Raw genomic sequence first — 23,670 nt, 5'->3', positions numbered from 1 at the left:
ATCGACCCACAGGGTTTCTGGCTACAGGTGGTCATGGCGCGTTGCTCGCTCCGCAGTTCGGATTGTCAGCGTCATGGGGTGATCTCGTCAGCAGTGTGGAAATGAAAAAGCTTGTGACCTTGCGGAAGGTGTACGGCGTCCTGCTCCTGCAGGTGGCCTTCCCAGAGGTCGAGTTTGCGCAGCAGCGCCATAGCTGCCTGGAGCTGGCCTTCTGACCGGCTTGCGGTGAGCTTGTGCCCAGAGGCTCGGGCGCTGTAACTGCCCAGTATCGGCTTGACAGTGATCTCAAGCATGGCGGCGTACCTTCCGAGCGCGCTTGGCCTCGACGTTGGCCATGTAGGCTTCCCAAAGCACGGATTGACGCTGCTGGCGGATCTGGCTGCAACGCTGGTGGTTGCCGTGGGAACGGGCCTTATTGCAAACATCGCAGTGGTTTGGCAGGTCCAACGAGTGGCTGGCCAGACGTGGCCGAGTCTGCTGGCTCATACCGACGCCTCCCCGAGCAGGGCGCGTGTCAGCGCGTTACGTTCACCGGCCGGTGTCAGCTCTGAAATCAGGATCGCGACGTTGTGACCATTGCGGTATTTGACGATCGCGGTGCTGCCCAGAATGCGAACAACGGTGGCCTCCTTGGCACTGAAGCGGATGGACTTCGCGCCACGGCGTACCTCGGTGAACGTCACCTTGTCGCCTTGCTTGAAAATGTGTGTGGTAGCCTTCTCGGCGCCGACTTCGGGGGTTTCTACTTGCATGTCGTTTCTCCTTGGGGTTGGTCGGCGACGGGGAGTTGCAGCTCCTCGGCGCCTCCTTTCTGCTTACTTGAGCTGGGTTTGCTTGCCATTGGTGACGACAAATAGGTCTACATCGCGCAGCCGGTATACCCCTCCCGGCCCGCCGACCACTGCGTAGTCACCATGGCTTGGCTGACCCACGCTTACCGGGAACATCTGATCTGTCTGGTGGGCGTATTCGCTGCATTCCTTTATCTGCGCAAAGAGCTGCTGCCCGCTGGACATGCAGCCAGCTGGGCCATGGGCGGCTTCGAAGCCTAGCCAGGCCGCGCGCGTCTCGATGTTGGTGAAGTTGCCGTCGGTGCCGGTCTTGAGGTCATAGCCTCGATCCTCGGCCCAGGCCTGGAAGGCCAGCTCCATGTTCAGGCTGTCGAGATCAGCATTGCTCATGCCACAGCTCCTGTTCTCGCCAGGCGTGCTGCCTCGTATTCGCTGGGCAGGATCTCGACGGCGCCATTGATCCAGCCGGACGTGGGTTTGCCCGCTGAGACGTTCGCTTCATGGTCGGCTTTGTTGATCTCGAAACCGAGGGCGAAGTAGGCGACGTTCTGGTGTTCGAAAAGGATGCCACCGCAGAGCAGCAGGTTCCCCGTGTTCACGTTTAGCCGATCCCAGTAATCATGGGTTTCGAGACGAGGTGGGCAGTGCGCTCTCCACTGCTCCCAAAGATGCTCGTGGTTGGCCCGAACCGCAGCGCGCTGCTCCTTCGTAATGCCCTTCGGCGGTACCGCCTTGTGGCGAAGGGAGCGGTAGCCAAACTCGTCAGGGCGGCGCCAGTGGACATCCAGCTCAGGGCTGGCCGAGAGCTTCACGCCGCCGGCGAAGTGCGAGGTGATATCGCGCATTGGGGCGATTGCGCCCCCAAATACTTTCCCCAATTCAACCAGGCTTTCGCTCAGCGCCTCTTTCGCGCAGTAGAACTCCTGGACGGTGGCCACCACGTCGGCGGCTTCGGATTTGTAGTAGTGGTGCACGTCGTTTCTCCTTGAAGTTGGACCCGGCGTTGCAGCGTCGGGCGATTCAGTCAGGGCTGGAAGATCCAGCACCGAACGGTTTTGCTGCTGTTGAATGCGTCCGTCTGCCGGCCGGAGTTGACCGGCTTGTTTGTCTCGACGAATTTGGGCGACTTGCTGGTCTTCAGCAGGCGCTTCAGTTCGCCCAGAGGTGCGGGCATCTGCTGCCGCTTGTTAACTGCCTTCTCCACGAACTCATTGAGGTTCACTGCGATCTGGCTCTTGTTGCGGGAATGGTTGAGGCCGTCGCCGTCCTCGTTGAGGAATTCGTACAGGTCCCAGAACTCGCGAACGATCTTGTGATCGGCGTTGATGGTTTCCTGGCGCTGTACGGCCATCCGGCACAGCTCTTGATGCACCAACGCTTTGCGCTCTTCACCGAGCGGGATGACTAGGGCAAGGCCATCGGCGATGCTGCGCAACTGGGCATGGTTCTTGGCGATCCGCACCGTGCGAATCTCCGGCATGGCCAGCAGCTCTTGCTCGTAGCCCCTGGTCTTTTCTTCCAGAAGGCGGAGGATCTCCGGCTCTTTTTGCAGTGCCTTGATGAGAAAACCGCTCACTTTCTCCATCGGCATGCACTCCAGCTCCTCGGCGTACAGCTTCGTTTCTGGGGTGTGGTGCTCGCTGTTCAGCAGTACCTGGGCGATACGGGTCAAGATGGGGTTGGAGGCGTTCACGGCGTTGTTCTGGGCGATCATCACGCCGGCACGGAAGGGCGGCTCGCGGGTCTCGTTGCCGTTGTTCTTGACGCCGGTCGAGCGCACCGAGCGGCCGTTATAGGTGGTTTTGATCTCGTCCCAGTCGTAGTGCTTGACCGGCGCGCCGTCCTGCTGCTCGCGCTCGGACTCGATCAGTACCACCGGAAGGTTGGCCACCTGCGAGAAGTTGCGGGCACGGCCGGCGGCGGTACCTTTGGTGGGGTCGAAGCCCTCGTACTCAATGCGGCCGACGAGCTTCCATAGGAACTCGATGAGGGTGGACTTGCCCGAGCCGCCTTCGCCGACCAGCTCCAGGAAACACAGCGTTTTTTGCAACTGGCGGATCTGCTCGGCGTGCAGGCAGGCCAGCCACCAGACCAGGACAACGGTGCCGCGCACCCCGAAGCACTTCCAGAACGTTTCGAACCAGCCTGCGTTGTAGGCATTCAGGTCAGTGTTGATGACCAGGTTCGGCGACATGCTCTGGGACTTGATGCTCAGCGGGCCAACGTCGAAAAAGTCCTCCTCGTTGAGCTTGTATACGTTGCCCTGCGAGATCGCGATCTCGTTGAACACGTAGGTCTTGTGTTCCTTGGAGTAGCCGATCCAGTCGATGGTGTTGACCTGTTTAAGGTCATCCATCTGCGGCTCAAGCAGCCGAATCAACTGGGTGGCGCTGCCGGTGTACCAGCCGCCGTTGGACACGTTCAGTAGTCGCTTCGTGAATTCTGGGGCCGAAGCGAGTTGGGCTGCGGTGAAGGTGCTCTTGGTCACCGGCTTACCGGGACGCTCGATACGGAAGTAGTACCAGGCCTCGTCCGTCTGCTCGTTGCGCATGTTGTAGAGCGCCTGGAAATAGCAGTTGGCGATACGGGCCACAGATGCCGAGTCGCGCAGGGCTTTATCCCGCTTCTGGCGGTCGGTCAGCGTGATGTCTTCCTGGTCTTTCGGGTTTTCCAGCTCGAGCATTTTTCTGTCGAACCGGACCATGTCGAACTTGAACCAGTAGAGGCGGCTGGCAAAAGAGAAGGAAAACTCGCTGCGTGGCTGCCAGTCGTACATGAGCAGCCCCTTCTCTTCTGGAGATTCTGCAAGCAGCAGGGCGCCTTCGTGACGGGCACGCTTGAGATCGGCCTGCACCTGGTCGTCGCGCTTTTCGTCGTCTAGGTATTTCCAGCGAAGGTGAAGGTCGTTCCAGTCCACCTTTTTGCTATCGGGCTGCGGAACCAACGCGGCGTCGCACTTGAAGCCCATTTCCCGGGCTTCCTTCGCCCAGCGGCGGGTGTTGGCTTTCGCGATAGGCTCATTGTCCAGAGCCCAGACCAATTTTGGTGGGCGCTTGTCTGCCTCCTGGCAGCTACGCAGCAGATCCTTCAGTGATTCAGCCGGAAGGGGTGAACTGGACATCATCGATACGGCATGCACACCGTTATGCAGCAGGGCGATAGCGTCGAAGATCCCCTCAACGATCCACAGCTCGTCTACCTGGAGCAGGTCAAGGCCGGGCGGGCACCACCAGACCCCGCTGTAGCCTGTCTTGCCTTCGCCGGTTGGCCGAAAGCGCGCTTTCATCTTGCCGAACCGGCTTGGCCGATCGATCAGGCGCTCCCAGTACCCACCCTTGTCGAGCGGGAAACGGACTGTTGCGCTGCCGAACCCATGCTTGGAGTCCCAGTACGTGTCCTGCGTGTACCAACCTTTAACCAACTCCTCGTGAAAGCCGCGGTTGAATTCGAGGTATGCACGAGCGGTGGCAGTTGGATTCTCATCCGTTGCCGGCGCGAGTTTGCTCCAGTCGTTGAACAGGTCGTCGTACAGGTCCTTGACGTGCACCCGGTGGTTGCACTTTTCCGGCCGGCCGCAGATCAGCATCCATGGCGCATCGTGGAAGGTGTACAGCGTGTTCTGGCCACAGCCGTGCGCTGGGCATTTGCCCTTGCGCATGAACTGGGTGCCCGGCATGTGCTTGAGGCCGAAATCACGCTGCAGGCGCTGCAGAACGTCCTCTCGCAGCCGGTTCTCCATTGGGTGGGTCGTGGTCACAGCGCGCGCCCCGCTACCGGGCTGAGCTGTTTCTCAAGCTCCTTGCGAGTGCGGCAGATGCCCAAGAGATGAGGTACATCGGCGAGCACCTTCGGACCACGCTCACCAGCTGGCACATCGCGGTACCGATCGGAGTACCAGACATCGGCCATGGTGAGGTTGTATTGGCTGCTGAGCCATTCCAGGTAGTGCTTCGCCTGTTGCTCATTCAGCTCTATTTGGAGGGTGATCTTGCTCATATCGGCACCAGTTGAATGCAGTTTCCCCTTACCCACGCAGTACGGGGCATCGGGAAGGGGTTAATTCGGGGTTGTTTCAGATGTCGCGTGTTTGAACCATGCGCCGCGGTAAGTAGCGGGCGGGCACTTGGTGGCGCTGCTGCGTGATCGTGTCGAGCACAATCAAGGACGGTCGAAAAATCCCGCTCAAGGCCGAGACTCCGAGCATTTGCAGCCGCTTGGTGGTCTTGCTCTCGAATTCAGCGACGGCCAGCTCGGTAATCCGCTGCACCAGGTGCAGTGGGACTTCTAGCGAATGGGTGAGGTATTGGCTGCAGATCCGCATGACTTGCTCGTCACCCGAGAGGTGTAAGCACTCACGTCGGAACAGGTAGGCAACTGCAGCCTGTTGCATGGCAGCTCGGTAATCAGTTTCGTGGTTGATCAGGGGAACGGCGTTCATGCGTGTGCTTCCTCCATGTCGAGCTGGTCCAGCAAGTCGGGGTGGTTGTCCGCAGCAGCGGACTTCATGGCTTGGCGGCGTAGGGCGATCGGCGCTACAGGCAGACGAACTGATGGGTTCGGCATGCCGCTGGGGCTCATTTCGTGGGTCATTTCGAACTCAGCGCGTACAGCAAAGCCGCAGGCCTCGTTCATGCACTGCAGGTAGGCGATCCGCAGGAAAATGTGAGTACCTTCGCTTGTGCGGATACGCATCTTGCTGCTGCAGTGGGGGCATACGAGCTTGTAGGCGCTGCTCACTTCATCCCCCTGGCACTTGCTGCGCCGTAAAGCTGAAGGGTTGCTGCTACCTCTGCCGTGCGTGCCGCGAAATAACGGGTGAGTGCCTGGATAATGGCCAGTGCCTCACATGCGTCTATGACGCCGTCCTCAATTGAGGATGCGATGAGCTGGTCGATGTGCCCCAGCTTCGCGTCGGTTTTCAACGAGCGCCGGAACAGCTCCACGTTGTCCAATTCCTCCGCTTTGGTCAGGGGCACGAACATGCCTCCGTACAGGCGGGCGATGAACTCGGGCAAGTAGGTGGTGCCGACTTCCTGCTCCAACTGATGGATCTGGTCGTAGCTCAGTGGGCGGCTGCCGGCATTCTCGTAGACGCGGTTGTCGAACTGCTTCAACTGATAGCCAAGGCGCGCAGCCGCACACTCTCGACCGCCTGGATACGCGCAGACAACAGCGCTTACGACCTGGCGCAGGGTTTCTAGAACGGGGGTCTTCATGTTCTGGTTTCTTCCTTGGGCCAGGGTGGCTAGTTTTCTGTTTCGCCGACTTTGATGCCGAGCAGGACGGCTGCTCGATGAGATTCGCCTCGAAGACACTTCTTCTGTCCGTTGAGGACGGCGTAGACGGTGGATGGGCTGAGGCCATGCTGTTCGGCCCATTCCTTCGCTGAGATGCCTTGTCGCGCGATACGAGCGCGGGCCTCTTGGCACGCTTGCTCGGTGGGGTAGCTGTTGGGCATAGTCTCGGTTCGTGTGATTTCGTGTGGTTTCGTGTGGTGCTGTGGCGATTATTTCCCTCGTACGTGGGAATGTCAATCGCCTATGGAGACGTTTGTGGGAATTGGCGAACGCCTGAAAGAAGAACGTGAGCGGCTGGGTATGAACCAGACGGACTTTGCTGCGCTCGCGGGGGCGTCGAAAAACACCCAATACAACTACGAAAAGGGTGACCGCAGCCCTGATGCCAATTACTTGGCCGCTGCAGCGGAGCAGGGTGTCGACGTCTTGTACGTGATTACAGGGGCGAGGACGCCGCAACCGTCTGCCAGCTTCAGCGCTGAGGAGACCGAGTTTGTGGAGTGCTTGCGAACCATGGACGAGAGCGATCAGGCCGTTATTAGGCGAACCGCTAAAGCATTTGCTAGGTCGAGCTTATCGAAGTAACAAACAGCTGATGGTCATCAGCTGAAAGGATTGCTGTTGCCGGCCATGGGGGCCGGTCGATTGTCGAGGACGATGTATGGATAACTTGGTTGGGGTCTTGTGCCTCGCCGTTGGCGTGGGTACTTGGTGGTGGCTCGCGGGTCGTATGAAAAAGCGCGGCCGTGGCTGGCTAACCAGGCAAGTGGCGGGCAGTTTCGCATGTTGTTTCATGGCGATTTTTGTCGCCGCACTTGCGGTATCCACGGGGATTGTTGAAAGCAAGTCGGCGGAGCAGGCAAACGCGGCGAGCGCTCCTGAGCAGAAAAACGTCGTCGCGAAAGTTGAAATAAAAACTTTGCGGATGACGCCGGACACTTACGCACAACGCATCAACCAGCTTCTTGAGAAGTATGAGAAACCTTATCGAGTTGATCCAAGCGAAATTACCGAAGGTGAAGTCCAGAACATTCTGAAAGCAAACCTCGGCCCGTACGCCTCCTTGGTTGCTGGAGTGTCCAAGGAAACCGGCGAACTGGTCGACGTGACGCTGATCGGTGCCGGTGATGGCAAGCCCATGTCCGGCCTAGAAATCATGCTGATTGCCAGCGCTGCGCTCTCTGCAGCTACGCCGGACGCTGATTCTCGAGACATATTCAAGAAGCTCCCTGAGCTGCTAAAGGGAAATGATCAAACCTATGGACAGGTCAAGTTGAGCGTCAAGTCAACAGACATGATGGGCACCTGGTTTATGGCCGCCCCTATTTAGTCCGCAGGTGATATTGGGGAACTCTCCAACTTTCCATTGAGTTTTGTGCGGTGTCTTAGATGCCGCATATGACTATGGAAATGGAGTACCTATGATGGAAAGCCTTACCCAGTTGGAACGCCTCTTTGTCGAACTTCTGCGCGACCTGGACGAGCAGGGAAAAGAAGACTTGATGAGGATTTTGGAGGTGCTTTCGAAGTCGGCTGAGTAACGGAGCAGTAGTGGAAACCCGGCATCCGTGCCGGGTTTTTTTATGAGCTGCTCTGTTTCACCTGCAACTTCTTCCACTCTCGATCGGCCGCCTTGGCCGCTGCGACCTGGTTGTCGAACACCCGCGTGATGCGCTTCGTTTCCGTCGACTCACCTGCCACAACTGACGTCTCTTTGCCGGTGGCCTTGTCACGGTAAAACGCCGTGACGCCAGTGTAGGTGGGGGTGCCGGTAGCCTTGGGCTCCTCGGTGGCTTCATCGTCCGGCAGTTTGCTCTCCAGCTCCAAGCTCGTGGTGTAACCGCCGTCAGCCGTGAGGCTGTGCTGGACTTTCCCGCCGTACCAGACGATAGCGTCGATCTCGCCCTTGACCCCGCGGAGGCTGTAGGTCAGCTCAGGGATGAGGTCGGCTCGGCCCTTGGCCAAGTTGTAGCTGAGCGTCGCACTGCCCCGTTGCAGCCGCTTCAACTCGGATCGTGCGGCCTGGAGCGCCGATTCCCGATCGCTGTAGGTATGGCGAAGCTCCTTGGCTTTGTCCCCGGCGCCGGCCACAACCTCTTGCTTCTTCGTGCTGCCGACGTCGTAGAAGTAGGCTTTGACGGACTCGAAGCTGTCGCGATCGGCCTGCAGGAAGCGGTGGCCATCGCCATCTGCCCTGGTCAATGTGATGTGAGGGAGTGCTTTGCCGCTTGGCGTCTTGCCGCCACCGGCCGGCAGGCAGACGAGAGTACCGGACTTCACCGTTATCACGGAGTCATGCAGCTGTCCCAGGCGCGTGAGTAGGTTGGCGTCGGATTCGTTGGCCTGGTCCAGGTGGCTTATGGCCCGCTCGCCAACGGCCTGGGTGATGCTCTGCTTCAAGTTGTTCGCGGTGGCGATATCGCCCAGCACCTTGGCGAGGGTCGTGCCATTCCAGCTCCGTTCCCGCTTGGTCTTGAGCCCCTCACGGAGATCAGCTGATCGGGCGCGGATGTTGAGCACGTCGGGCGCGCCGCTGTGTTCAGTCTCATCGACCGTGTACGAGCCCTTGAACACCAGGCCGGTGTCGCTCCAGCCCAACCATAGAAGGATCACAGCGCCGCGCGGCGGGATCTCCAGCAGCCCGTCGTGGTCGCTCAGGCTCAGGTTGAACTGGTCCGCCTCGATGCCGCGGTTGTCGGTGAGCTGCAGGCTCATCAGCCGCGGGCTGACGAGCTTGGCAATGTCGTTGCCGTCCACGGTTAGCCGGAACGCAGGGACAGGGTAAGCGGAGTCTGGGGCCGCACTGTCTCGGGCATCCCGAATGAGTGCAGCGACCCGCAGTTCTTCGTAGGTCACAGTACCGCCCTCAGGATTTGGGAGTTGCGGTTACCGGTGCCTTCCTCCAGGTCGACGCGGCCGTCGTCCGTGCGCTTCAGTGTGAGGCTGAAGTCGATCCGCCGCGGTGTACCGTCCTGGAAGAACAGCGTCTGGGTCTCGCTGAGGCTCTCGATCACATACAGCCCGCGCATGCGGCCTGTGCCGTCGACGAGGGGCCAGGTCTTGCCGGTGTTCGCCATGCCGCGAAGCTCGTCCAGGCTCACCAGGTTGCCGGCCAGCTCGGGGAGCAGAATGCCGGGCAAGGTAAGTTGGTCCTCACCTCGGCCGACGAACTGGCGCGCCGGCTGGGCGCCGACCCGGTTACTGGTAGCGTGCCGCCAGTCCGTCTGCCGCTGCAGCTCCTGGTAAGCCAGCGTGCTGAGGCTGAAAACGAACATTCCTAGGGCTGCCATCATGGTGGGGTTACTCCGAGTCTGTGAGGCTGCTGCGCCGGCTCGCGGACTTCTCACGGTCACGGCGGTCCAGCTCAGCGCTGACAGCCCGAGCGATCGCTTGAGGGTCCATGCCCGGGCTGGGGTGAATGTTGATGTTGATGATGTCGTGGCTGTCGCTGACGGCTGGTGCCGTGGCGCCGATCGGCGGGCGGTTGTCCATGGTGATGCCCGAAGTGGCATCGGCCACCAACGGCTGTGCCCCGGCGAGCTGGGGCATGTTCGCTTTGAGGTCGAACGCCCCGGCCTGGGTCAACTGCTGCCCCATCCGCGCGACAGCGTCCAGTGGCTCTTTCGCACCGGCATCGAGCCCCTGCGCCAGGCCTTCGGTCGTGAACCCGCCCAGTTCGGCGAACACCCTCGATGGGCTGTGAATGCCCAGCTTCTCTTTGAACCAGCCGATGGTTGAGTCGCCCAGGCTGCTGATGGTGTCCTTGACCAGGCCAAGGCCCGCGGTCAGGCCATTGATCAGGCCGCTGACGATCATCCCGCCGAACTCTGTGAACCGTGCCGGTATGTCGATGCCCAGGTAGCTCAGGACGCCCGCGAATGCCTGATAGATCAGCCCGACCGGGCTGAAGTTGGCCAGTACGGTGAGGATTCCGGCGATACCCCCGCTGAAGCCGGCCTTGATCTCGTTCCAGGCAGTGGCGAAGTACGCCTTGACCTGGTCCCAGTTGCGATAGATGAGGTAGGCCGCGCCCGCCATAACGGCGATCACAGCGGCGATGGCCAGTACCACGGGATTCGCGGCGAGGCCCCACATAGCGAGGGACACGACGCGGATCGCGCTCAGCAGGCCACCAGACAGCACGCTGATGAGTCGGCCCACGACCGGGAGCAAGGTGCCGCCCTTCACGGCGAACATCGCCATGCCGTACTGCGCGAGGGCGAAGGGGCCGAGCACGCTGGCCATGGCCACGGTCAGTGCGCCCATGCCGGCGACCAGGACAGCGACCACTGCCGCGCCCTTGGCGATGCCGGCGGCCAGCTCGGGGTTGGCCTCGATCCAGGTGCGAGCGGTACCGACGATCTCGGTGATGGTCTGCACCAGCTCGCGCATCGGCCCGTTTTGGCCATCCATGAGCGAGCCGATCAGTGCACTCCAGGTGCCTGTCAGCTTGTCCAGGTCGCCGCCCAGGTTGTCACGGAAGGTCTTACCCATCTTGTCGGCCGCGCCGGAAATGTCGCCCAGGGCGGTGGTACCGCCTGCCAGCGCTTTCAGGAAGTCCGGGATCTGGTCGATCGCAAGGTCTTCAACGGGCGTACCAAACAGCGCGATGGCCGCGTTAGCGCGCTCGGCCGGGTCCTTGATTCGCAGTAGTGCCGTGGCGGTCTTCGTCAGCGCCTGACGGGCGTCCGAGCCGCCCTTGGCGATCGCTGTCGACATCTTGCCGGCGTTGAGTCCGATCGATGAGTACGCCTCCTGGCTCGCCTTGGACATATCCGAGCCGCGGATCGAGAACTCCTTGATTGCGTCACCGGTCTTGTCCAGGGCGAACTTGCCCTGCTTGGACATATCGACCAGGAGGCTCATCGCCTCGGAGCCACTGAAGCCCATGCCGCGGAAGTGGGTCGAGTACTCGTGGAGGATTTCGGGGATCTCGCCGCGCATCTGGGTCGAGACCTTCTGCAGGCCGGCTGCCACCAGGTCGAACGCTTGGCCGCTGTCGCTGGCCAGACCGTTCTTCATGAGGATCCCGACCATCTGGATGCTCTCTGCGACGTCGATGCCCATGATCTTCGACAGATCCAGGGCCTTGCGCGCAGCGCTGTCCAACTCCTGGTCGCCTACGTTGCCAAGGGCGCCCAGCGTGCTCTTGGCTGCAGCAACTGCCTCGCCGATCTCGGCGATGTCGGTGCTTTGGCCGTCAGTGCGGATGTTGCGCACCATCTTGGCGTACTGCCCCGCGCGATCGGGCGAATCGCCCGTCTGGGCGGCGATAAGTGAGCCCTGGTGCGCAACCTCCATCTGAGGCGCCACCATGCTCGCGCCGATCATGCCCATGCCGACGCCTGCAGCGATCCCTGCTGCGCCGGCGCCGGCCATGGCGCCTGCTCGTCCCTGGACCTTCTCCAGCCTGGCCTTCGCCTGCGCTGCCTTGCGCTGGGCGACCGCCAGTTGTTTGAGCCGCGCTTCCTGCTGCTCGATGGTGTGGTTGGTTTGCGCCATCTCCTGGCGCAGGGCGGAGTTGTGCTGGTTGAGCTTACGGGTGTCGATGCCTGCAGCGCCAAGTTGCCGCTGTAGCCCGCGCAAAGCCTCCTGCTCGTCCTTTTGCTGCTGCTTGAGTGCGTTGGTAGCCCTGATGGCCGCCTGAAACTCGGCCGTCATCTGCTTCGTGGGAGCGTCCACTGCAGACATCGCCTGGCCCATCTGCTTGACCTTCGCCCGGGCAGCGTCGAGCGCTTGGGCGGTCTCGCGGGCCTGCGCGTGCTGCTGACGCCATGCGCTGACGTCCTTCTGCTGGGCGTTGAGTTCCTTGAGGCGCTCGCGGGTAGCCTTGAGGGAGCGGGCGGTATCCTGCCCGCCCTGAGTGATCTGGCGTAGCGGCGCGGTGGCTTTGTCCACGGCGTCCAGCAACACCTTCAGCCGCAGATCATTTGCCATTGTTACCGCTCCTCTTGCGCGCTCGCTCGCGCCATTCCATCAAGTCCTGGACGTCCAGCCGGTCCATGTCGGCCGGCGCCCAGTGGAAAACCACAGCCAAATCGGCCATGGCGTCTTCTACGCAACCAGGGAGGCGTCCGTCTTCGTCCGCTTCTGCAGCAAAAAACCGGTGACCTTGACGCCCAGGGCGACGAGGTCGGCCGGGTCCAGAGCGCGTACTTCACCTTCGGTCAGCGGGCAGATGCGCGGCAGCAGCTTGATCAGTGCGCCAACGTCCATCTGCAGCAGATCGGCGAGCTGAATGCCGCGCAGCTCGCCGGATGACGGCTTGCGCAGGGTGAGGGTGTCAATGACCTGGTCGCCGCGACGCACTGGCGTGTCCAGCTCGACGCAGTTGTCGTTGACTGGCAGAGGCGTTGCTTCGGCCGAGACGGTGTTTTCCGTGGTGTCCATGAGTGTTCCTTGGGTAGGGGGTTAGATGCCGAGGGCTTTGCGCTGAGCTGCCAGCATGTCGACGCCATCGATCTTCTCGACGAAGTTGAGCAGGTCGATTTCGACCAGGACTTCACCGTCGACGGTGAGCTTGTAGTAGCTGCAGGTGGTAGTGACGGAGTGTTCGGTGTCTTCGCCGGGCGTGGCTTCGCCCATGTCGATGGTTTCGTGTCGCCCACGGACAACCACTTCGGCGGCGCTCGTGGTGCCTGTGTCGTCGTTCTGATAGCTACCCGTGAAGCGCAGCAAGATGGCTGCGGCGCCCACGGCGCCGAATTGGCGCAGCACCAGGAGGTCAAGCCCGCCGAGCTTCCACTCCAGCTGCAGGCCGTCGTCGGAGAAGCCCAAATCGACCTTGACCGGGCCATTCATACCGCCGCCGCGGTAGGCCTCCATCTTCCGGGCGAGCACCGGCAACGTGACGCTCTTGCTCATCCCCAGGTAGCTATTGCCCTCGTTGAAGAGGTTCATGTTTTTGAGTTTGCGTGGCAGTGCCATAGCGCGGGTCTCCGTCAGCTATTGATGCGAGAGGCGAATTCCGCCAGGTAGCGGCTGGTGATGCGCTGGCGAAGGGTCAGGTCTTCCAGCGGCGGGACCGGGGTGTAGTCGTAGTCGATGAACAACTTGCCGGCGTTAAGGGTTTCTTCGCTGTTGGCTTCCTCGTCGTACCAGGCTTCGCCCCCGATCAGGTAGCCCCCGGAGATCAACTCGCGGAACTTGGCATTGATGCTCTCGATGAGGTCGCGCACCAGGGAGGGGTGCATGGGTTTGTCCATCGCCCAGAGCTGCGCCTCGGCCATGGTGTCGGCCAGTACCTGCGCGGTACGGGTGTAGTTTTCGAACGCGAACAGCGGGTCTTCAGTGCAGGTCCGGCTGCCCCAGAAGCGGAAACCGTCCGAGTTGATGAGGGTGGTTACCTCATTGCTGTTGAGGTAGTTGGCGTCGGTGGCAGGATTCTGCAGGTCCCAGAACACGTCGGCGCTGATGCCGGTCACACCGTTGACGGGGATGTTGGACAGGGTTTTGTGCCAGCCGACCTCCTGGTCGATCTTGGCGCGCAGGCCCAGCGCGCGAGCCACGGCCGGCGCGCTGGCAGTGCTGCTTTTGACGGTGTCCCAGAACTCGAAGTCGGGCCAGATGACCATGACTTCGCGGGCGCCGAAGTTCTCACGGTAGGCCGTGGCCTCTTCCTTGGTCTTACAGCCATGGGCACTGACGTACGCAAAAGCGCGCAGCTGCTGGGCAACCGATACCAGGGCGGTGGCCACTGCCTGCGTGTCCAGGCCAGGTACGCCCAGGATCCGCGGCGTGACCTTGACGCGCGTCTTGGCGGCCAGCAACGCCTTCATGCCGGTGTACTTGCCGTTCTCGTTGGTGGTGCCGATGAGGTTGCTGGTGGTCTCGGCGTCGGTGGCGCCGGTGGCCACGCGCACTACCACGGTTACCGGTTTGGTCTGGTCAGCGATCGCCTGCAGGCTGACGGCGAGAGTGCCGGTGACGCCTGCTTTGCCAATGGCGCTTTGCACGTTGGTGAGCAGGACCGGGGTATCGAGCGGGAAGGCTTCCGGATCGGCGTCGTCTGCAGTGCAGACCAGGCCGACGACGGCAGTAGAGATGGTGCGGATTGGTCGTGTGCCCTCGTTGATTTCGAGGACGCGAACGCCGTGATGATATTCGTCGGCCATTATGGATGCCTGTGCAGTGGGTTGACACTGCACAGGCTGCCGCGCGCGCGGGAGTTGGGCGAGGTGCTGAGGTTGTAAACAGTCTCGCTACAGGTCCTGCTGAACGATCCATGGTGGGCAGACTGGGCGATCCTCGATCACGGGGAAATGTTCTGACTGGGGCCAGTCGCGCAGATCCTGCAGATACGACAGCAGCTCGGCGAACTGGCCGGCCGACAGCGTGGTTTCACGCACCAAGTCCAGCTCATCCCGGTGACGCTCGCGCAGCCAGCGAACATCGGACAATGCCCGATCCCGCCATTCGCGCTCGGCCGTGACTAGCTGGGCGGCATTGAGCGCGTCAATCTCAGGCTCGTCGCCGTCTAACCACTCTTCGGCAAAGCCGGGCTGCAGGTTGGCATAGCGGCCAATAATCAGACCGCCTTCATCTCGTTGCACAAATGGCATACAGGTTCCTTATTCAGTCCAGCCCAAGGTGGTGAGTGAGTAGCGGCCGGACATGTTCGCGCGCGCGCGGATGCGGGCCAGGGTGTCGGTCCTGACGTCGAGCTTGAAGCCCATCGAGTCCAGTGCATCGCCAGTAACGGAGCCGTATCCGACCGTGAAACCGGTCAGGACGCCGGTGCTGGGAGTGCCAACGGCCACGTCCGCGGTATCCAGCGGACTGAAATACGCGAGCATGTTGTTCGCATAGATCCAGGCGTTGAATTCCGCATCGACCTGCACATTGGTAGGTACCGAAAGGGTCAGAGCCGTGAAGGATGCGGTCAACGTGCCATCAAGAGCATCGTTGATAGGCGTTACCCAACGGAACCGACGGCGGCCGCCCGACAACTGATCCGCTATGAACGGGATAATCTTGCCCGCCGCGTCAGTCCGGAAGGAACCGATCCGGCGATATGCGCTGTACGCTGCAGGTCTGTTATTCGCTGTGGCCCATGTATCGATACCAATGTCGACCGACCCGTCGCTGTCCTTTTTGATTGCAAAGACGTGGTACCAGGTCGAGTTGGCTTTCGCGCCAGAGAACAGGCCATTGGCACCAGACCCGGCTGCCCAAGCACCCGACGACTGCAGGCGCTTCGTCATTGCCGCAGCTAACGCGATATCAATGGAATCGGCTGCATCGCGGGCGCGCCCCGGCGTCACAGCCACAACCGCATCGACTGTGCTGCTGATGATCAAACCGCCGATAGCATCCGGCGGCAGAACGTTGTCTACCCCCGCCTTAGCGGCCGCCAACATCCCTACCGCGTATGCGCTTGCCGCACTGGTTTGATCTGTACTGTAGGTGCTGTGATTCAGCTTCAAGATGCCGGCACGCGCCGCAGTAGCTGTCGGCAGCAATCCGAGCAGGGTGTTTTCGGTTACATACGCGCCCCAGACACTCCAGTTCCCTTGATAGCGAGTACGGATAAAACTGGTGGAATTCGCTTCGAGCTTGTATGGGGTCAGCCGCTGCTGCACTTGCCCCGTAGGACCAGAGGCCCCGTAGTTGAATACCTCCAAGTAGAAGTAAGCGGCTACGCCAGGCCCGTTAGGGTGCGCACCCCACACAAGCAGGTCGCTGCAACCGCGCTCCGTCATGTCATCAAAGTTAAAATCTGTCGCTGTCGGCTGCACTGCCGTAGACGCTCGAAACCCGACATTGCGAGCAATCTCGGTCGACTGCGCTGCCGTGATCTTCTCGGCCAGCAAGTTCATGATCGTTGTCGAGAAGTTGGGATCATTGCCGAGTGCGGCCGCCAGCTCCTTGAGGGTATCCAAGGCGGCTGGCGACGAATCCACGAGGGCGGCAACCGCACGCGCCACAAACTCGGTAGTGGCGACTTGCGTGTTGCTGACTGCTAGGGGCGGTGTTGGTGCGGTGGGGTTGCCTGTGAACGCCGGGCTGGCCAAGTTCGCCTTGAGCAGCCCAAGCGCCTGCACAAACGCCGTGGTAGCCAGCTGTAGGGTATTGGTGCCTGCCGCTGCCGTGGGTGCGGTCGGAGTACCGGTGAATGCAGGGCTGGACAAGTTCGCCTTGAGCGCCCCCAGCGCCTGCACAAACGCCGTGGTGGCCAGCTGCAGGGTGTTGGTGCCGGCCGCTGCAGTCGGGCCCGTCGGTGTTCCTGTCAGCACCGGACTGTCCAGCGGCGCCTTGGCGGCCAGCATGTTGGTAATAGTGGTGGCGAAATTGGGATCATTGCCAATTGCTGTGGCCAGCTCGTACAGCGTGTCCAGGGCACCAGGTGCCGCTGCAACCAGGGCTTCAATCGCAAGTTTCACAAACGCGGTGTTGGCGAGCTGCTGCGAGTTGTTTCCCGCTGCCGCTGTCGGTGCAGTTGGGAGACCGGTGAAGGCCGGACTTGCCCTGTCAGCCTTGAGGGCCAACGCTGTGTTGACCTGAGCAATGGTGTAGACGTCAGTCAAGCCGTAGCCTGCCACGGTCGTCGGATTAGTCGCGCTGACTACGCGCCCATAGGCGTCTACGGTCACACTCCGGTAAGTGCCGGCAGCCACGCCAGTACGGCCGAACGCCATTTCAAACGACAGCGCAGTGACGCCAAGGGTTATGGGCGCATCAGTCACCAATTGCCAGGCGCTATCAGCGTTGGTGGTGCCACGTTCGACCAGGACCAGCAGACCCGGGGTGACTTTAGCGCTGCTGTCGGCATCCGCAGAACGAGTCCAAGCGCCACTTGCCACGACCTGGTAGAGGCCGTTTTCCTTGGCTGCGGCCTGGTGTTTCACCAGCACCCGTGCCCCCGCAGTCAGCACCACACCGTCAACCGTTTGCAAGCCGCTCAGGGTGATCGGACCCGTGGTAGCGGCTAGCACCGAGTGCTTGAAGTCCTGCCGCGCCAGTTCCTCGGTCACAAACTCACGAGTGGCCAGCACCACGCTGGGGTCAATCTTGAGCTGAACGTTACTGGAGCTGCTGACCACCAGGCTCATGCGCACCACCTGGGTACGTCCAGAGCCTTGGCTCAGCAGAGGCTTATAGGTCGGGGCACAGTTGGCCACCGCGACCAGATCGCCGGCTTCATCGTACAGGCCGATTTCGCGGATCCAGTGACCGCCCACCTCGGCGGGAATGACTTGCTCGGCCACGATGATCGAGGCGTCTTTATCGTCCACCTTGAGCTGGTTCAGCGGCGCGCGGCGCCACTCGTTGAGCAGGGCGATCTGGGTGGCGTTCGGCGTCGGGTCGGTACCGTTAGCATCGCCGAGGCCCATCTGGGTAATTTTCCAGGGGATGCCTAGTGCATCCGCGTTGGCCTGTTTCGCTGCGCCTACCTTGGTGAGGATGGCGTAAAACTGTGAGTTTTGATCAACCATGTGCAATGTCCAGGGTGTCGATTGTGTGTTCGCGACCGCCCCGGCCAATGGTGCCGGTGACTTCGATATCGCGCTGAATGGGCGGGTACACGTCCAGGACGTCGCCGTCCTGGATCGATCCGCCCAGGTAGAAGTGCCCGCTGGTTTCCAGGCTGATAGTCAACGTCGTCAGGTGACGGGTGAGGGGTTTGGCGTCCTCAATGAGCCAACTCAGCTCCTGGTACATCTCTTCAGTGATCCCGGTCTCGAGAACACCGATCTTCAGGCCGAAGGTGCCGGGAACGCCTTCCGGCACGGTGCTAAACCACTCGACTACCTCGATCAGGTATCCCAGCGGCTCAACCACGCGGCGCAGCGCGCCGATGGTTCCCTTGCGGGCGTGGATGAAGAACGCAGAACGGATCGCTCTGCGCTTGGCCGACTCGGGCCAGTTGCTATCCCAGCGGTCGACCGAAAAGGCCCAAGCCAGGTAGGGCAGGAGGTGCACCGGGCAGCGCTCTGGGCTGATCAGGTCGCGGATCGGGACAGGCACGCGCTCGATCTGGCCCAGGGCCTCAGCGGCCAAGCGTTCCAGGGTGGTGGCGTTACCCGGGAGCAGGTTCATGACTGCTCGCCCAGGGTCAGTGTGACGCGGGTGCAGTACGGCGCCTGGGCCAGACTGGGGTTGATATCCGACCAGTTGACCAGTTCGACCTTGCGCACGCCCTCGACGTGGAGCGCCGCGTGGATGGCGGACTCAGAGACCTGCATCCCGATGCGCCGGCGCTGGTTCACGTAGGCCAGAAGCTTCTGCTCGGCCGCGGCAAGGATTGGCTCAACCTCAGGGCCTTGGGTCAGCAGGTACAGCTTGGCCACGACCTGGTAATTGAGCACCTCGGCGCCCTGGACGGTTAGCCGGTCGGCCACTGGCCGGCGGTCTTCGTCATTCAGGTAGGTCCGCACCTGGTCGAGCAGCGTGGCGTCGGCGCTGCCGTTACCGCCAATCGCTTGGATGGTCACCACAGCAACCGCTGGTGAAGGGCTGGCCGCCGATGCGTCAGCGACCTGCCCAGCCGCCGATCGGGCATGGAAGATGTAAGCATTGCGCGGCCCGGCAGTGCTGAGGCCCTCGAATGCCATCTGTGCGCGCTCGCGTAGGGCCTCGTCGCTCTCCATGACCTGAGGCACCGGGGGCACAGCGGACGGATTGGCCGATTGGATGACCAGGCGCTGTACGTTGTAGTTGGCGGCCACCTGATCCAGGTCGGTACCTTTCGCGTACGCCAGCAGGGTGCCGAGGGACGCTTCGTTGACCCGCTGTCGCCAGACCAGTTCGCGATACGCATTTTCCTGCAGCAGCTTGGTGATCGGGTCGGACTCTAGCTCCAAGCGCCCGGCAATCTCAGCTTGTTCGTCAGCCGGCCACAATGAGATGGCATAGGCCTTTCGCTCGGCAAGGATCTGCTCGTAATCGACCAGCTCGACCACCGCAGGGGCGGGGAGCTGGCTCAGGTCGATCGGTGTGAAGGTGTTCATACGCTACCCCCTAGCTGCAGCGGCATGCGCATGCTGAATGGCTCGTTGTTGTCGACCAGGACCCCGTTGATCTCCAGCTCAGCACTGCCGCTGAGGTCGGCGACGTACAGCTGCACCTGCGTAACGCTGATGCGCGGTTCCCAGCGCTGCAGCGCCATGACGGTGGCCGCGTACAGGCGCAGGCAGGTCGCATCGTTGAGCGGCTGATCGATGAGCTCGGGCAGAAGGCTGCCGTATTCGCGCCGTGCGATCCTGGTACCTGGACGGGTCGTGAGGATGTCTTCCGCGGACTGGGCAATATGCGCCCTGGTGCTGATAGCGGACCCGGTTTGACGGTTCATCGCACTGGCACTCCCGACTTGCCGAGACCCGGCGTAACGTCCTCATGCAGGTGTTTAACCAGGCTGACCCCACCCGCGACGACGTCCTCGGTGACTGTCACCAGCCCTGTGACGTTTTGGTTGCCCTTCTGGGTGTAGTCACCGACGTGGGTGATCGGGCCTTCGATATGGATGCCACCTTTGCTGACGATGTTGGTGGTACCTCCATCCGGCAGGGTGACGTTGAGGTGGTGCGCATCGCTGTCGTACTCGATTACCGCGCCATCGCTGTAGGTTCGGCGGTGCAGCTTGGCCCGGTCACCGTTTGCCGGAATCGAGTCGCTGAAGATGCCGGCAAGGGCCACGCCGTTGGCGAGCTGGCCGCTCGGCGAAAACAGCAGCACCTGCTCGCCCACGGTGGGCGGGTCCCAGTCCTGGTCAGCGCCAGCTCGCACGGCTAGCCACGGCAGCCAGGTTGTAAGCAGGCCGCCCGAGCTGATCTTTACCCGGGGCGGCTTGTGCTGCACCTCGGCAACGGTGCCAAGGCGGATGAGGTTTTCTACGAGGCGGTTGAGGTCGGCGGCACTGTTCATGCCGGCGAGAATCGCGCTTCATGCGCGCGTATGCAGCCAACGCGGGCTGTAGGCACCGCTTCTACAGGTCGAGATGCGCCAGGATGGCGTCCTTGAGACGCTCCTGATCCTCACTGGTGAAGCCCAGTAGTTCCCGTTTCTCGTACTGGCCCATCGGGCCGCGAGGGGCGATGCGATCGCGCAGACCGTACTGATGGACGCGGGCGATCCGGGCAATTCGACCGGTGAAGCCAACCGTGACCCCTTTCGCATCACCCTTCGCCTTGAGGTAGCTGGCAGTGCGAAGCTTCTGGAACATCTTGGCTTTGCGCTTCACCCGGCCTTGTTTCTCGCGCAGCTTGTGGGGTTTACGCGGGGTGAACGGGGTCCCGTCCGGAGCGCGTTGAGCCAGGATGCGTTGCTGCTGGCTGCGGCGAAGCTCTTGCGCAAGGGTCCGAGCCAGTTTGGCCCGGCCGGCGGGCTCGATGCGCTGCAGCAGCGGAGCGGCCCAGTCCTCGAGGGCTTCGAGGTCAGCCACGGTTCGGGCGCCTCGGGTGCGGCACGGCCAAGGCCATGCCGTCAGGGGCGGCGGGTGGCTGCCAGGACGCGAGCGGCATGCCGTCGGCCAGCATCGTGACTTCACCGTGCTCCTGGTACTCCGTGTATTGCGGCTCGGGCGGGTGGCTGACGTCGAAGGCACCGCCCTCCAGGCGCTTAACGACGACACGCTCGGTCAGCGGCAATGTGATGCTGAGGTCGACCTTGCTGTGATCCAGGACGTCAGCCTCGAACTTGAGACCTTCCTTCGACTTGTCCAGGTTGGCCAGCAGCTCGGACTGGTTGACCCTAAGCCAGCCAAGGATCGGCAGCATTACGCTGTCGGGGTGGCCGGCGAAGTCGGTCAGGATGATCTGCAGGGTGTAGGCGTACTCGAAGGACAGGCTGACGGCCGCGGTGCACCGGACATTGCCGCTATCGATGAACATCAGCAGGCGATCAGGGTTGGGCTTGAGCCCAGGGACGGCGGCGAGGAGATGCTCGCGAAGACTATTGGGTTTGTTCATGGATCACCTGGTGTTCATAGACGCGGTCGACCTGGGCGGCACACTCCGCCCAAGCCAGTTCAGTTCGTTCCTGGTCAGTCAGAAGTTCGCCGTTGAGGGTCGGGGCTGTCGCCTGCAGGGTGCAGGGCACCACCACCGGACAGCCATTGACGATAAGCGTCGGCGCCGGTGATGGCGGGGCGCTCGCGCACCCGGCGAGCAACGTCAGGGAGAGGCTTATCAGCCCATTTCTGTAGTTCTTCGTTGTCATGTTTCAGGGTCTCGATCTTTCGCTCGCGCTCGGCCAAGCCCAGCCGCAGTTCACCCTGGAGCTTGAGCAGAAGGGCCTGGCCTTGGCGCTCACGCTCCAACGTGGATTTCAGTTCGCTGGCGGTAGCCAAGTTTCTGCGCGCGTCCTCCCTCGCCGTGGTCACCTCGCTGCTCAGCCTACGGGCCTTCTCCTGCTCGGTGCCGAGCTGCAGCTGCTGCCCCCAGCCCCATAACCCGGCGGACAGCGCTGCGCCCACGGCGATGGCGAGGATCCCGTCGCGAAGCTCGATCACGCGGCCGCCAATGCGCGATCCTGGTGCCGCTCGAAAGCGCGCTCCAGCTTCACGTCGTACAGGTTTCGCTGGTAGTCCGCGCCGTTGTAGAGCTTCGCCACAGTGGCCCATTTCAGAGCCTTGAGCGCTTTGTGGAGTGTGGCGTCAGCCTCGATGAAACGGACGAAGGCCTCCAGCTGGTCCGCTTCGCTGCGATTCATGGCGGTCACGAAGTTCTGGACACTCGGGTAGCCGAGCCGTTTCCAGTGGTAGCCCATCACCTGGAAGCCACCCCAGCTGGCAGACTCCAGGGCGGCCTGTTCGTCGAGCTGACGGGCCTGAGCCAGACGCTGATGCTCGGATGAGCCGCCGATATATCCCCCTGATTTTGGGTTCACCAGGTTCGGTACCTGCTTGACCAGGTCGTCGGCGCGCTGCTGCAGCTGCTCCTGGTCATCGGCCGAGGTGCGCACCACCCGCAAGCGTGCGTACATGACATGCCGCTCGAACAGGATCGCTGGCTTGCCATTTTCGAAGAAGCCACAGCCCTGGGACTCGACTTCGTTGAGCGCGTACACCGCCGCGACTGGAACGCCAAGCCGCTGTGATGCCCTCACCAGGTCGGCGTGCTTCAGCAGCTTTTGGACGTCCAGGCCCATCAGGGCGGCGCGTGTCTTCGGTCCGGCGATACCGTCGGAAACCAGCCCGGCCTTCAACTGGTAAGCCCTTACGGCTGCCTCGGTGGCATCACCGTAGCCACCATCAGCCGCAAGCTTGGCGCCGTGGTTGATCAGTTGGCGTTGCAGGTCGCGAACCGCTTGGGAGCGGTCACCGTGGCGCAGTGTGGTCATAGCTGTTGCTCCTTTCGGATGAAAAACTTCTGGGCCGCGGCCCGGATGAACTCGACGCCGAGCAGGCCAATTACCCCGCCGAAGAACGGGGCAGCAGAGAGCGGGATGCCAATCAGCGACAGGCCGTGGCTGACTGAGAGGGCGAGGGCGCCGCAAAGCGGGGCCTCAACCGCAGTGCGGCGCAGCGAGCCGCCGCCGTACATCACACGCAGCGCGGCAATGACTACGGCCAGCACGGCCGCATACACGCCTGGCCAGTTGTGCTCGAGCCAAGTCGCAAGAAAGGCCCAGGTATCGGGACGGTCAGGCATGGGGGTCCTTCCATGGTTTTGGGTGGTTGAGGGTTGGGGCGGTCAGTCCCATAGGTTCACCATCTGGCGCTCGGGCGCGGAGGTCTGGATCTCGGGCATGGTGATCAGGAGGCCAGAGGGGAGCACCGTGCCCTTGTCGGCCAGGCCGGGGTTGGCTGCGAGCACCGTCTCAACGACGCCTGCCGTGCGGCCGTAATACCTCCAGCAAAGGGCGTCGACGGTGTCGTTTTGTATGGTCCGCAGTTGCTCGGCCATTACTCGTCGCCCTCTGCGTGCTGGCAAACGCATGCGGGCGGGGCGTCTTCGGCATAAACGAATGGGCCGTCATCAGACACGATTGCGCCCAGGGACAGTCCTGTTGCCGGGTCGCGAGCCACAGCAAGGCCGAGCGGGTGCATGATTTCCCGGTTGATCCGCACTAGCAGGCCGCGGTGGGAGATCTCGTTCCAGTCGATGGTTTTGAATTCGGCCATCACAGCAGCTCCACCGTGGCGCGGGAGATCCCGAGGAAGTCCCGCACCGCCCAGCGCTGGTCGCGCCGGTAGTCGTCGATGGTGGGCTCGTTCTCGTCTGCTTTCTTGGAGCCGCTGCCTGTGCTGTCGTATCCACGGTACCGCTCGCACACCTCAGCGCCCGCAGCACACTCGACGGCGCGCAGGTACAGGTAAACCAACTGGGACGTGCCCTGGATCTGTTCGGCTGGCACCGCAGCCAGTGTTGCGTGCCCATTGGCCTGCTTGGCCTCTCGCCATTCGACCAGGTCGCGGTTGACGCTGATGACGCCTGCAATAACGGCGGTTTCGAGCCGGGCAGGGGTCACGCTGGAGTCGATGCGCAGAGTCTCGCGCAGTTTGTCCAGGTCGATAGATGGCCAGAAGGGATCGCTGTTGATGTGTCCGCCCGGAGCAGGGCCGCCGGCAACGAATGCGCTCATGATCGCGATGCTCTGAATAGGTCGGCGGTGGTCGGGGCGTCACAACTGGGCGAAAGATT

The 23,670-nt window shown here is 62.0% G+C and carries 33 protein-coding genes and 2 pseudogenes; 2 read left to right on the top strand and 33 right to left on the bottom strand.

The window, feature by feature from the left end:
• Positions 1 to 71 precede the first annotated feature (71 nt).
• From K3F44_RS18245 to K3F44_RS18195, 11 genes are all read right to left on the bottom strand, one after another.
• Positions 72 to 293, bottom strand: coding sequence for a hypothetical protein (locus K3F44_RS18245; RefSeq protein WP_220632738.1), 222 nt, complete (start codon positions 291 to 293; stop codon positions 72 to 74).
• Positions 286 to 486, bottom strand: a complete 201-nt coding sequence (locus tag K3F44_RS18240; RefSeq protein ID WP_220632737.1) for a hypothetical protein — start codon at positions 484 to 486, stop codon at positions 286 to 288. Before K3F44_RS18240 ends, K3F44_RS18245 begins: the two co-directional genes overlap by 8 nt.
• Entirely contained in the window at positions 483 to 752 is a 270-nt protein-coding gene (locus tag K3F44_RS18235; RefSeq protein WP_220632736.1) for a hypothetical protein, read from the bottom strand. The genes K3F44_RS18240 and K3F44_RS18235 overlap by 4 nt, the downstream gene beginning before the upstream one ends.
• Positions 753 to 815: 63 nt before the next feature.
• Entirely contained in the window at positions 816 to 1,181 is a 366-nt protein-coding gene (locus K3F44_RS18230; RefSeq protein ID WP_220632735.1) for a hypothetical protein, read from the bottom strand.
• A complete protein-coding gene (locus K3F44_RS18225) occupies positions 1,178 to 1,765 on the bottom strand; it encodes a hypothetical protein (RefSeq protein ID WP_220632734.1) in 588 nt (195 codons plus the stop codon). Before K3F44_RS18225 ends, K3F44_RS18230 begins: the two co-directional genes overlap by 4 nt.
• Before the next feature lie 50 nt (positions 1,766 to 1,815).
• Positions 1,816 to 4,530 carry a toprim domain-containing protein gene (locus tag K3F44_RS18220; RefSeq protein WP_220632733.1) on the bottom strand — a complete coding sequence of 905 codons (2,715 nt, stop codon included), beginning with the start codon at positions 4,528 to 4,530 and terminating at the stop codon, positions 1,816 to 1,818.
• A 14-nt stretch (positions 4,531 to 4,544) separates the two neighbouring features.
• Positions 4,545 to 4,787 carry a hypothetical protein gene (locus K3F44_RS18215; protein WP_220632732.1) on the bottom strand — a complete coding sequence of 81 codons (243 nt, stop codon included), beginning with the start codon at positions 4,785 to 4,787 and terminating at the stop codon, positions 4,545 to 4,547.
• A gap of 76 nt (positions 4,788 to 4,863) precedes the next feature.
• Complete coding sequence (locus K3F44_RS18210; RefSeq protein WP_220632731.1) at positions 4,864 to 5,229, bottom strand: hypothetical protein; 366 nt, start codon at positions 5,227 to 5,229, stop codon at positions 4,864 to 4,866.
• Complete coding sequence (locus K3F44_RS18205; protein WP_220632730.1) at positions 5,226 to 5,528, bottom strand: ogr/Delta-like zinc finger family protein; 303 nt, start codon at positions 5,526 to 5,528, stop codon at positions 5,226 to 5,228. The genes K3F44_RS18210 and K3F44_RS18205 overlap by 4 nt, the downstream gene beginning before the upstream one ends.
• Complete coding sequence (locus K3F44_RS18200) at positions 5,525 to 6,007, bottom strand: YmfL family putative regulatory protein (RefSeq protein ID WP_220632729.1); 483 nt, start codon at positions 6,005 to 6,007, stop codon at positions 5,525 to 5,527. The genes K3F44_RS18205 and K3F44_RS18200 overlap by 4 nt, the downstream gene beginning before the upstream one ends.
• A gap of 29 nt (positions 6,008 to 6,036) precedes the next feature.
• Positions 6,037 to 6,249, bottom strand: coding sequence for a DNA-binding protein (locus tag K3F44_RS18195; RefSeq protein ID WP_220632728.1), 213 nt, complete (start codon positions 6,247 to 6,249; stop codon positions 6,037 to 6,039).
• 94 nt (positions 6,250 to 6,343) lie between these two features.
• Between K3F44_RS18195 and K3F44_RS18190 the strand changes: the two genes are divergently transcribed.
• Positions 6,344 to 6,673, top strand: coding sequence for a helix-turn-helix domain-containing protein (locus K3F44_RS18190; protein WP_220632727.1), 330 nt, complete (start codon positions 6,344 to 6,346; stop codon positions 6,671 to 6,673).
• 76 nt (positions 6,674 to 6,749) lie between these two features.
• Positions 6,750 to 7,418 (top strand): hypothetical protein, encoded by a 669-nt coding sequence (locus K3F44_RS18185; RefSeq protein WP_220632726.1) that lies wholly within the window; start codon positions 6,750 to 6,752, stop codon positions 7,416 to 7,418.
• Between the two features lie 251 nt (positions 7,419 to 7,669).
• On the opposite strand, the gene K3F44_RS18180 is transcribed toward K3F44_RS18185, so the two are convergent.
• The 22 genes and pseudogenes from K3F44_RS18180 to K3F44_RS18080 form a co-directional block, all read right to left on the bottom strand.
• Positions 7,670 to 8,845, bottom strand: a complete 1,176-nt coding sequence (locus K3F44_RS18180; protein ID WP_409077652.1) for a phage late control D family protein — start codon at positions 8,843 to 8,845, stop codon at positions 7,670 to 7,672.
• 95 nt (positions 8,846 to 8,940) lie between these two features.
• Complete coding sequence (locus K3F44_RS18175) at positions 8,941 to 9,381, bottom strand: phage tail protein (protein ID WP_220632725.1); 441 nt, start codon at positions 9,379 to 9,381, stop codon at positions 8,941 to 8,943.
• Between the two features lie 7 nt (positions 9,382 to 9,388).
• Positions 9,389 to 12,025 (bottom strand): phage tail tape measure protein, encoded by a 2,637-nt coding sequence (locus K3F44_RS18170; RefSeq protein ID WP_220632724.1) that lies wholly within the window; start codon positions 12,023 to 12,025, stop codon positions 9,389 to 9,391.
• Positions 12,015 to 12,134 (bottom strand): GpE family phage tail protein, encoded by a 120-nt coding sequence (locus tag K3F44_RS18165; RefSeq protein ID WP_220632723.1) that lies wholly within the window; start codon positions 12,132 to 12,134, stop codon positions 12,015 to 12,017. The genes K3F44_RS18170 and K3F44_RS18165 overlap by 11 nt, the downstream gene beginning before the upstream one ends.
• Before the next feature lie 8 nt (positions 12,135 to 12,142).
• On the bottom strand, positions 12,143 to 12,478 hold the full coding sequence (locus K3F44_RS18160) for a phage tail assembly protein (protein WP_220632722.1): 336 nt from the start codon (positions 12,476 to 12,478) through the stop codon (positions 12,143 to 12,145).
• Between the two features lie 21 nt (positions 12,479 to 12,499).
• Entirely contained in the window at positions 12,500 to 13,015 is a 516-nt protein-coding gene (locus tag K3F44_RS18155; protein WP_220632721.1) for a phage major tail tube protein, read from the bottom strand.
• Between the two features lie 14 nt (positions 13,016 to 13,029).
• Positions 13,030 to 14,202 carry a phage tail sheath protein gene (locus K3F44_RS18150; protein ID WP_220632720.1) on the bottom strand — a complete coding sequence of 391 codons (1,173 nt, stop codon included), beginning with the start codon at positions 14,200 to 14,202 and terminating at the stop codon, positions 13,030 to 13,032.
• Between the two features lie 87 nt (positions 14,203 to 14,289).
• Positions 14,290 to 14,649, bottom strand: a complete 360-nt coding sequence (locus tag K3F44_RS18145) for a phage tail assembly chaperone (protein WP_220632719.1) — start codon at positions 14,647 to 14,649, stop codon at positions 14,290 to 14,292.
• A 1,800-nt stretch (positions 14,650 to 16,449) separates the two neighbouring features.
• Positions 16,450 to 17,523: pseudogene (locus tag K3F44_RS25160) on the bottom strand (phage tail protein); the annotation flags it as partial.
• On the bottom strand, positions 17,516 to 18,127 hold the full coding sequence (locus K3F44_RS18135; protein WP_220632717.1) for a phage tail protein I: 612 nt from the start codon (positions 18,125 to 18,127) through the stop codon (positions 17,516 to 17,518). The pseudogene K3F44_RS25160 and the gene K3F44_RS18135, both read right to left, overlap by 8 nt.
• Positions 18,124 to 19,038 carry a baseplate assembly protein gene (locus K3F44_RS18130; RefSeq protein ID WP_220632716.1) on the bottom strand — a complete coding sequence of 305 codons (915 nt, stop codon included), beginning with the start codon at positions 19,036 to 19,038 and terminating at the stop codon, positions 18,124 to 18,126. Before K3F44_RS18130 ends, K3F44_RS18135 begins: the two co-directional genes overlap by 4 nt.
• Positions 19,035 to 19,379: a GPW/gp25 family protein gene (locus tag K3F44_RS18125; RefSeq protein WP_220632715.1), complete on the bottom strand. Its 345-nt coding sequence runs from the start codon at positions 19,377 to 19,379 to the stop codon at positions 19,035 to 19,037. Before K3F44_RS18125 ends, K3F44_RS18130 begins: the two co-directional genes overlap by 4 nt.
• Positions 19,376 to 19,951: a phage baseplate assembly protein V gene (locus tag K3F44_RS18120; RefSeq protein WP_220632714.1), complete on the bottom strand. Its 576-nt coding sequence runs from the start codon at positions 19,949 to 19,951 to the stop codon at positions 19,376 to 19,378. The genes K3F44_RS18125 and K3F44_RS18120 overlap by 4 nt, the downstream gene beginning before the upstream one ends.
• 61 nt (positions 19,952 to 20,012) lie before the next feature.
• Positions 20,013 to 20,468 carry a phage virion morphogenesis protein gene (locus tag K3F44_RS18115; protein ID WP_220632713.1) on the bottom strand — a complete coding sequence of 152 codons (456 nt, stop codon included), beginning with the start codon at positions 20,466 to 20,468 and terminating at the stop codon, positions 20,013 to 20,015.
• Positions 20,461 to 20,994, bottom strand: a complete 534-nt coding sequence (locus tag K3F44_RS18110; protein WP_220632712.1) for a phage tail protein — start codon at positions 20,992 to 20,994, stop codon at positions 20,461 to 20,463. Before K3F44_RS18110 ends, K3F44_RS18115 begins: the two co-directional genes overlap by 8 nt.
• Complete coding sequence (gene lysC, locus K3F44_RS18105; RefSeq protein WP_409077651.1) at positions 20,978 to 21,196, bottom strand: Rz1-like lysis system protein LysC; 219 nt, start codon at positions 21,194 to 21,196, stop codon at positions 20,978 to 20,980. The genes K3F44_RS18110 and lysC overlap by 17 nt, the downstream gene beginning before the upstream one ends.
• A pseudogene (gene lysB / locus K3F44_RS24865) lies at positions 21,117 to 21,647 on the bottom strand (Rz-like lysis system protein LysB); the annotation flags it as partial. The pseudogene lysB and the gene lysC, both read right to left, overlap by 80 nt.
• Positions 21,533 to 22,366, bottom strand: a complete 834-nt coding sequence (locus tag K3F44_RS18100; RefSeq protein ID WP_220632710.1) for an N-acetylmuramidase family protein — start codon at positions 22,364 to 22,366, stop codon at positions 21,533 to 21,535. The pseudogene lysB and the gene K3F44_RS18100, both read right to left, overlap by 115 nt.
• A complete protein-coding gene (locus K3F44_RS18095) occupies positions 22,363 to 22,677 on the bottom strand; it encodes a phage holin, lambda family (RefSeq protein ID WP_220632709.1) in 315 nt (104 codons plus the stop codon). Before K3F44_RS18095 ends, K3F44_RS18100 begins: the two co-directional genes overlap by 4 nt.
• Before the next feature lie 42 nt (positions 22,678 to 22,719).
• Positions 22,720 to 22,932 carry a tail protein X gene (locus tag K3F44_RS18090; protein WP_220632708.1) on the bottom strand — a complete coding sequence of 71 codons (213 nt, stop codon included), beginning with the start codon at positions 22,930 to 22,932 and terminating at the stop codon, positions 22,720 to 22,722.
• On the bottom strand, positions 22,932 to 23,150 hold the full coding sequence (locus K3F44_RS18085; protein ID WP_220632707.1) for a hypothetical protein: 219 nt from the start codon (positions 23,148 to 23,150) through the stop codon (positions 22,932 to 22,934). Before K3F44_RS18085 ends, K3F44_RS18090 begins: the two co-directional genes overlap by 1 nt.
• Positions 23,150 to 23,611 (bottom strand): head completion/stabilization protein, encoded by a 462-nt coding sequence (locus K3F44_RS18080; protein ID WP_220632706.1) that lies wholly within the window; start codon positions 23,609 to 23,611, stop codon positions 23,150 to 23,152. The genes K3F44_RS18085 and K3F44_RS18080 overlap by 1 nt, the downstream gene beginning before the upstream one ends.
• Positions 23,612 to 23,670 lie beyond the last annotated feature (59 nt).

It is taken from the genome of Pseudomonas sp. S07E 245 (genome assembly GCF_019599025.1).
GTDB classification, from domain to species: Bacteria; Pseudomonadota; Gammaproteobacteria; order Pseudomonadales; family Pseudomonadaceae; genus Aquipseudomonas; species Aquipseudomonas shirazensis.
This window is presented reverse-complemented; position numbering and strand designations above follow the sequence as displayed.

Excerpts from the sequence above, each read along its gene's own strand:
- K3F44_RS18150 (WP_220632720.1), bottom strand. The coding sequence starts at position 14,202 with ATGGCCGACGAATATCATCACGGCGTTCGCGTCCTCGAAATCAACGAG.
- K3F44_RS18130 (WP_220632716.1), bottom strand. The coding sequence starts at position 19,038 with ATGAACACCTTCACACCGATCGACCTGAGCCAGCTCCCCGCCCCTGCG.
- K3F44_RS18165 (WP_220632723.1), bottom strand. The coding sequence starts at position 12,134 with ATGGCCGATTTGGCTGTGGTTTTCCACTGGGCGCCGGCCGACATGGAC.
- K3F44_RS18220 (WP_220632733.1), bottom strand. The coding sequence starts at position 4,530 with ATGGAGAACCGGCTGCGAGAGGACGTTCTGCAGCGCCTGCAGCGTGAT.
- K3F44_RS18175 (WP_220632725.1), bottom strand. The coding sequence starts at position 9,381 with ATGATGGCAGCCCTAGGAATGTTCGTTTTCAGCCTCAGCACGCTGGCT.
- K3F44_RS18095 (WP_220632709.1), bottom strand. The coding sequence starts at position 22,677 with ATGCCTGACCGTCCCGATACCTGGGCCTTTCTTGCGACTTGGCTCGAG.
- K3F44_RS18160 (WP_220632722.1), bottom strand. The coding sequence starts at position 12,478 with ATGGACACCACGGAAAACACCGTCTCGGCCGAAGCAACGCCTCTGCCA.
- K3F44_RS18090 (WP_220632708.1), bottom strand. The coding sequence starts at position 22,932 with ATGGCCGAGCAACTGCGGACCATACAAAACGACACCGTCGACGCCCTT.
- K3F44_RS18110 (WP_220632712.1), bottom strand. The coding sequence starts at position 20,994 with ATGAACAAACCCAATAGTCTTCGCGAGCATCTCCTCGCCGCCGTCCCT.
- K3F44_RS18155 (WP_220632721.1), bottom strand. The coding sequence starts at position 13,015 with ATGGCACTGCCACGCAAACTCAAAAACATGAACCTCTTCAACGAGGGC.
- K3F44_RS18080 (WP_220632706.1), bottom strand. The coding sequence starts at position 23,611 with ATGAGCGCATTCGTTGCCGGCGGCCCTGCTCCGGGCGGACACATCAAC.
- K3F44_RS18125 (WP_220632715.1), bottom strand. The coding sequence starts at position 19,379 with ATGAACCGTCAAACCGGGTCCGCTATCAGCACCAGGGCGCATATTGCC.
- K3F44_RS18135 (WP_220632717.1), bottom strand. The coding sequence starts at position 18,127 with ATGAACCTGCTCCCGGGTAACGCCACCACCCTGGAACGCTTGGCCGCT.
- K3F44_RS18145 (WP_220632719.1), bottom strand. The coding sequence starts at position 14,649 with ATGCCATTTGTGCAACGAGATGAAGGCGGTCTGATTATTGGCCGCTAT.
- K3F44_RS18200 (WP_220632729.1), bottom strand. The coding sequence starts at position 6,007 with ATGAAGACCCCCGTTCTAGAAACCCTGCGCCAGGTCGTAAGCGCTGTT.
- K3F44_RS18100 (WP_220632710.1), bottom strand. The coding sequence starts at position 22,366 with ATGACCACACTGCGCCACGGTGACCGCTCCCAAGCGGTTCGCGACCTG.
- K3F44_RS18195 (WP_220632728.1), bottom strand. The coding sequence starts at position 6,249 with ATGCCCAACAGCTACCCCACCGAGCAAGCGTGCCAAGAGGCCCGCGCT.
- K3F44_RS18230 (WP_220632735.1), bottom strand. The coding sequence starts at position 1,181 with ATGAGCAATGCTGATCTCGACAGCCTGAACATGGAGCTGGCCTTCCAG.
- K3F44_RS18170 (WP_220632724.1), bottom strand. The coding sequence starts at position 12,025 with ATGGCAAATGATCTGCGGCTGAAGGTGTTGCTGGACGCCGTGGACAAA.
- K3F44_RS18245 (WP_220632738.1), bottom strand. The coding sequence starts at position 293 with ATGCTTGAGATCACTGTCAAGCCGATACTGGGCAGTTACAGCGCCCGA.
- K3F44_RS18215 (WP_220632732.1), bottom strand. The coding sequence starts at position 4,787 with ATGAGCAAGATCACCCTCCAAATAGAGCTGAATGAGCAACAGGCGAAG.
- K3F44_RS18210 (WP_220632731.1), bottom strand. The coding sequence starts at position 5,229 with ATGAACGCCGTTCCCCTGATCAACCACGAAACTGATTACCGAGCTGCC.
- K3F44_RS18240 (WP_220632737.1), bottom strand. The coding sequence starts at position 486 with ATGAGCCAGCAGACTCGGCCACGTCTGGCCAGCCACTCGTTGGACCTG.
- K3F44_RS18120 (WP_220632714.1), bottom strand. The coding sequence starts at position 19,951 with ATGAACAGTGCCGCCGACCTCAACCGCCTCGTAGAAAACCTCATCCGC.
- K3F44_RS18235 (WP_220632736.1), bottom strand. The coding sequence starts at position 752 with ATGCAAGTAGAAACCCCCGAAGTCGGCGCCGAGAAGGCTACCACACAC.
- K3F44_RS18185 (WP_220632726.1), top strand. The coding sequence starts at position 6,750 with ATGGATAACTTGGTTGGGGTCTTGTGCCTCGCCGTTGGCGTGGGTACT.
- K3F44_RS18085 (WP_220632707.1), bottom strand. The coding sequence starts at position 23,150 with ATGGCCGAATTCAAAACCATCGACTGGAACGAGATCTCCCACCGCGGC.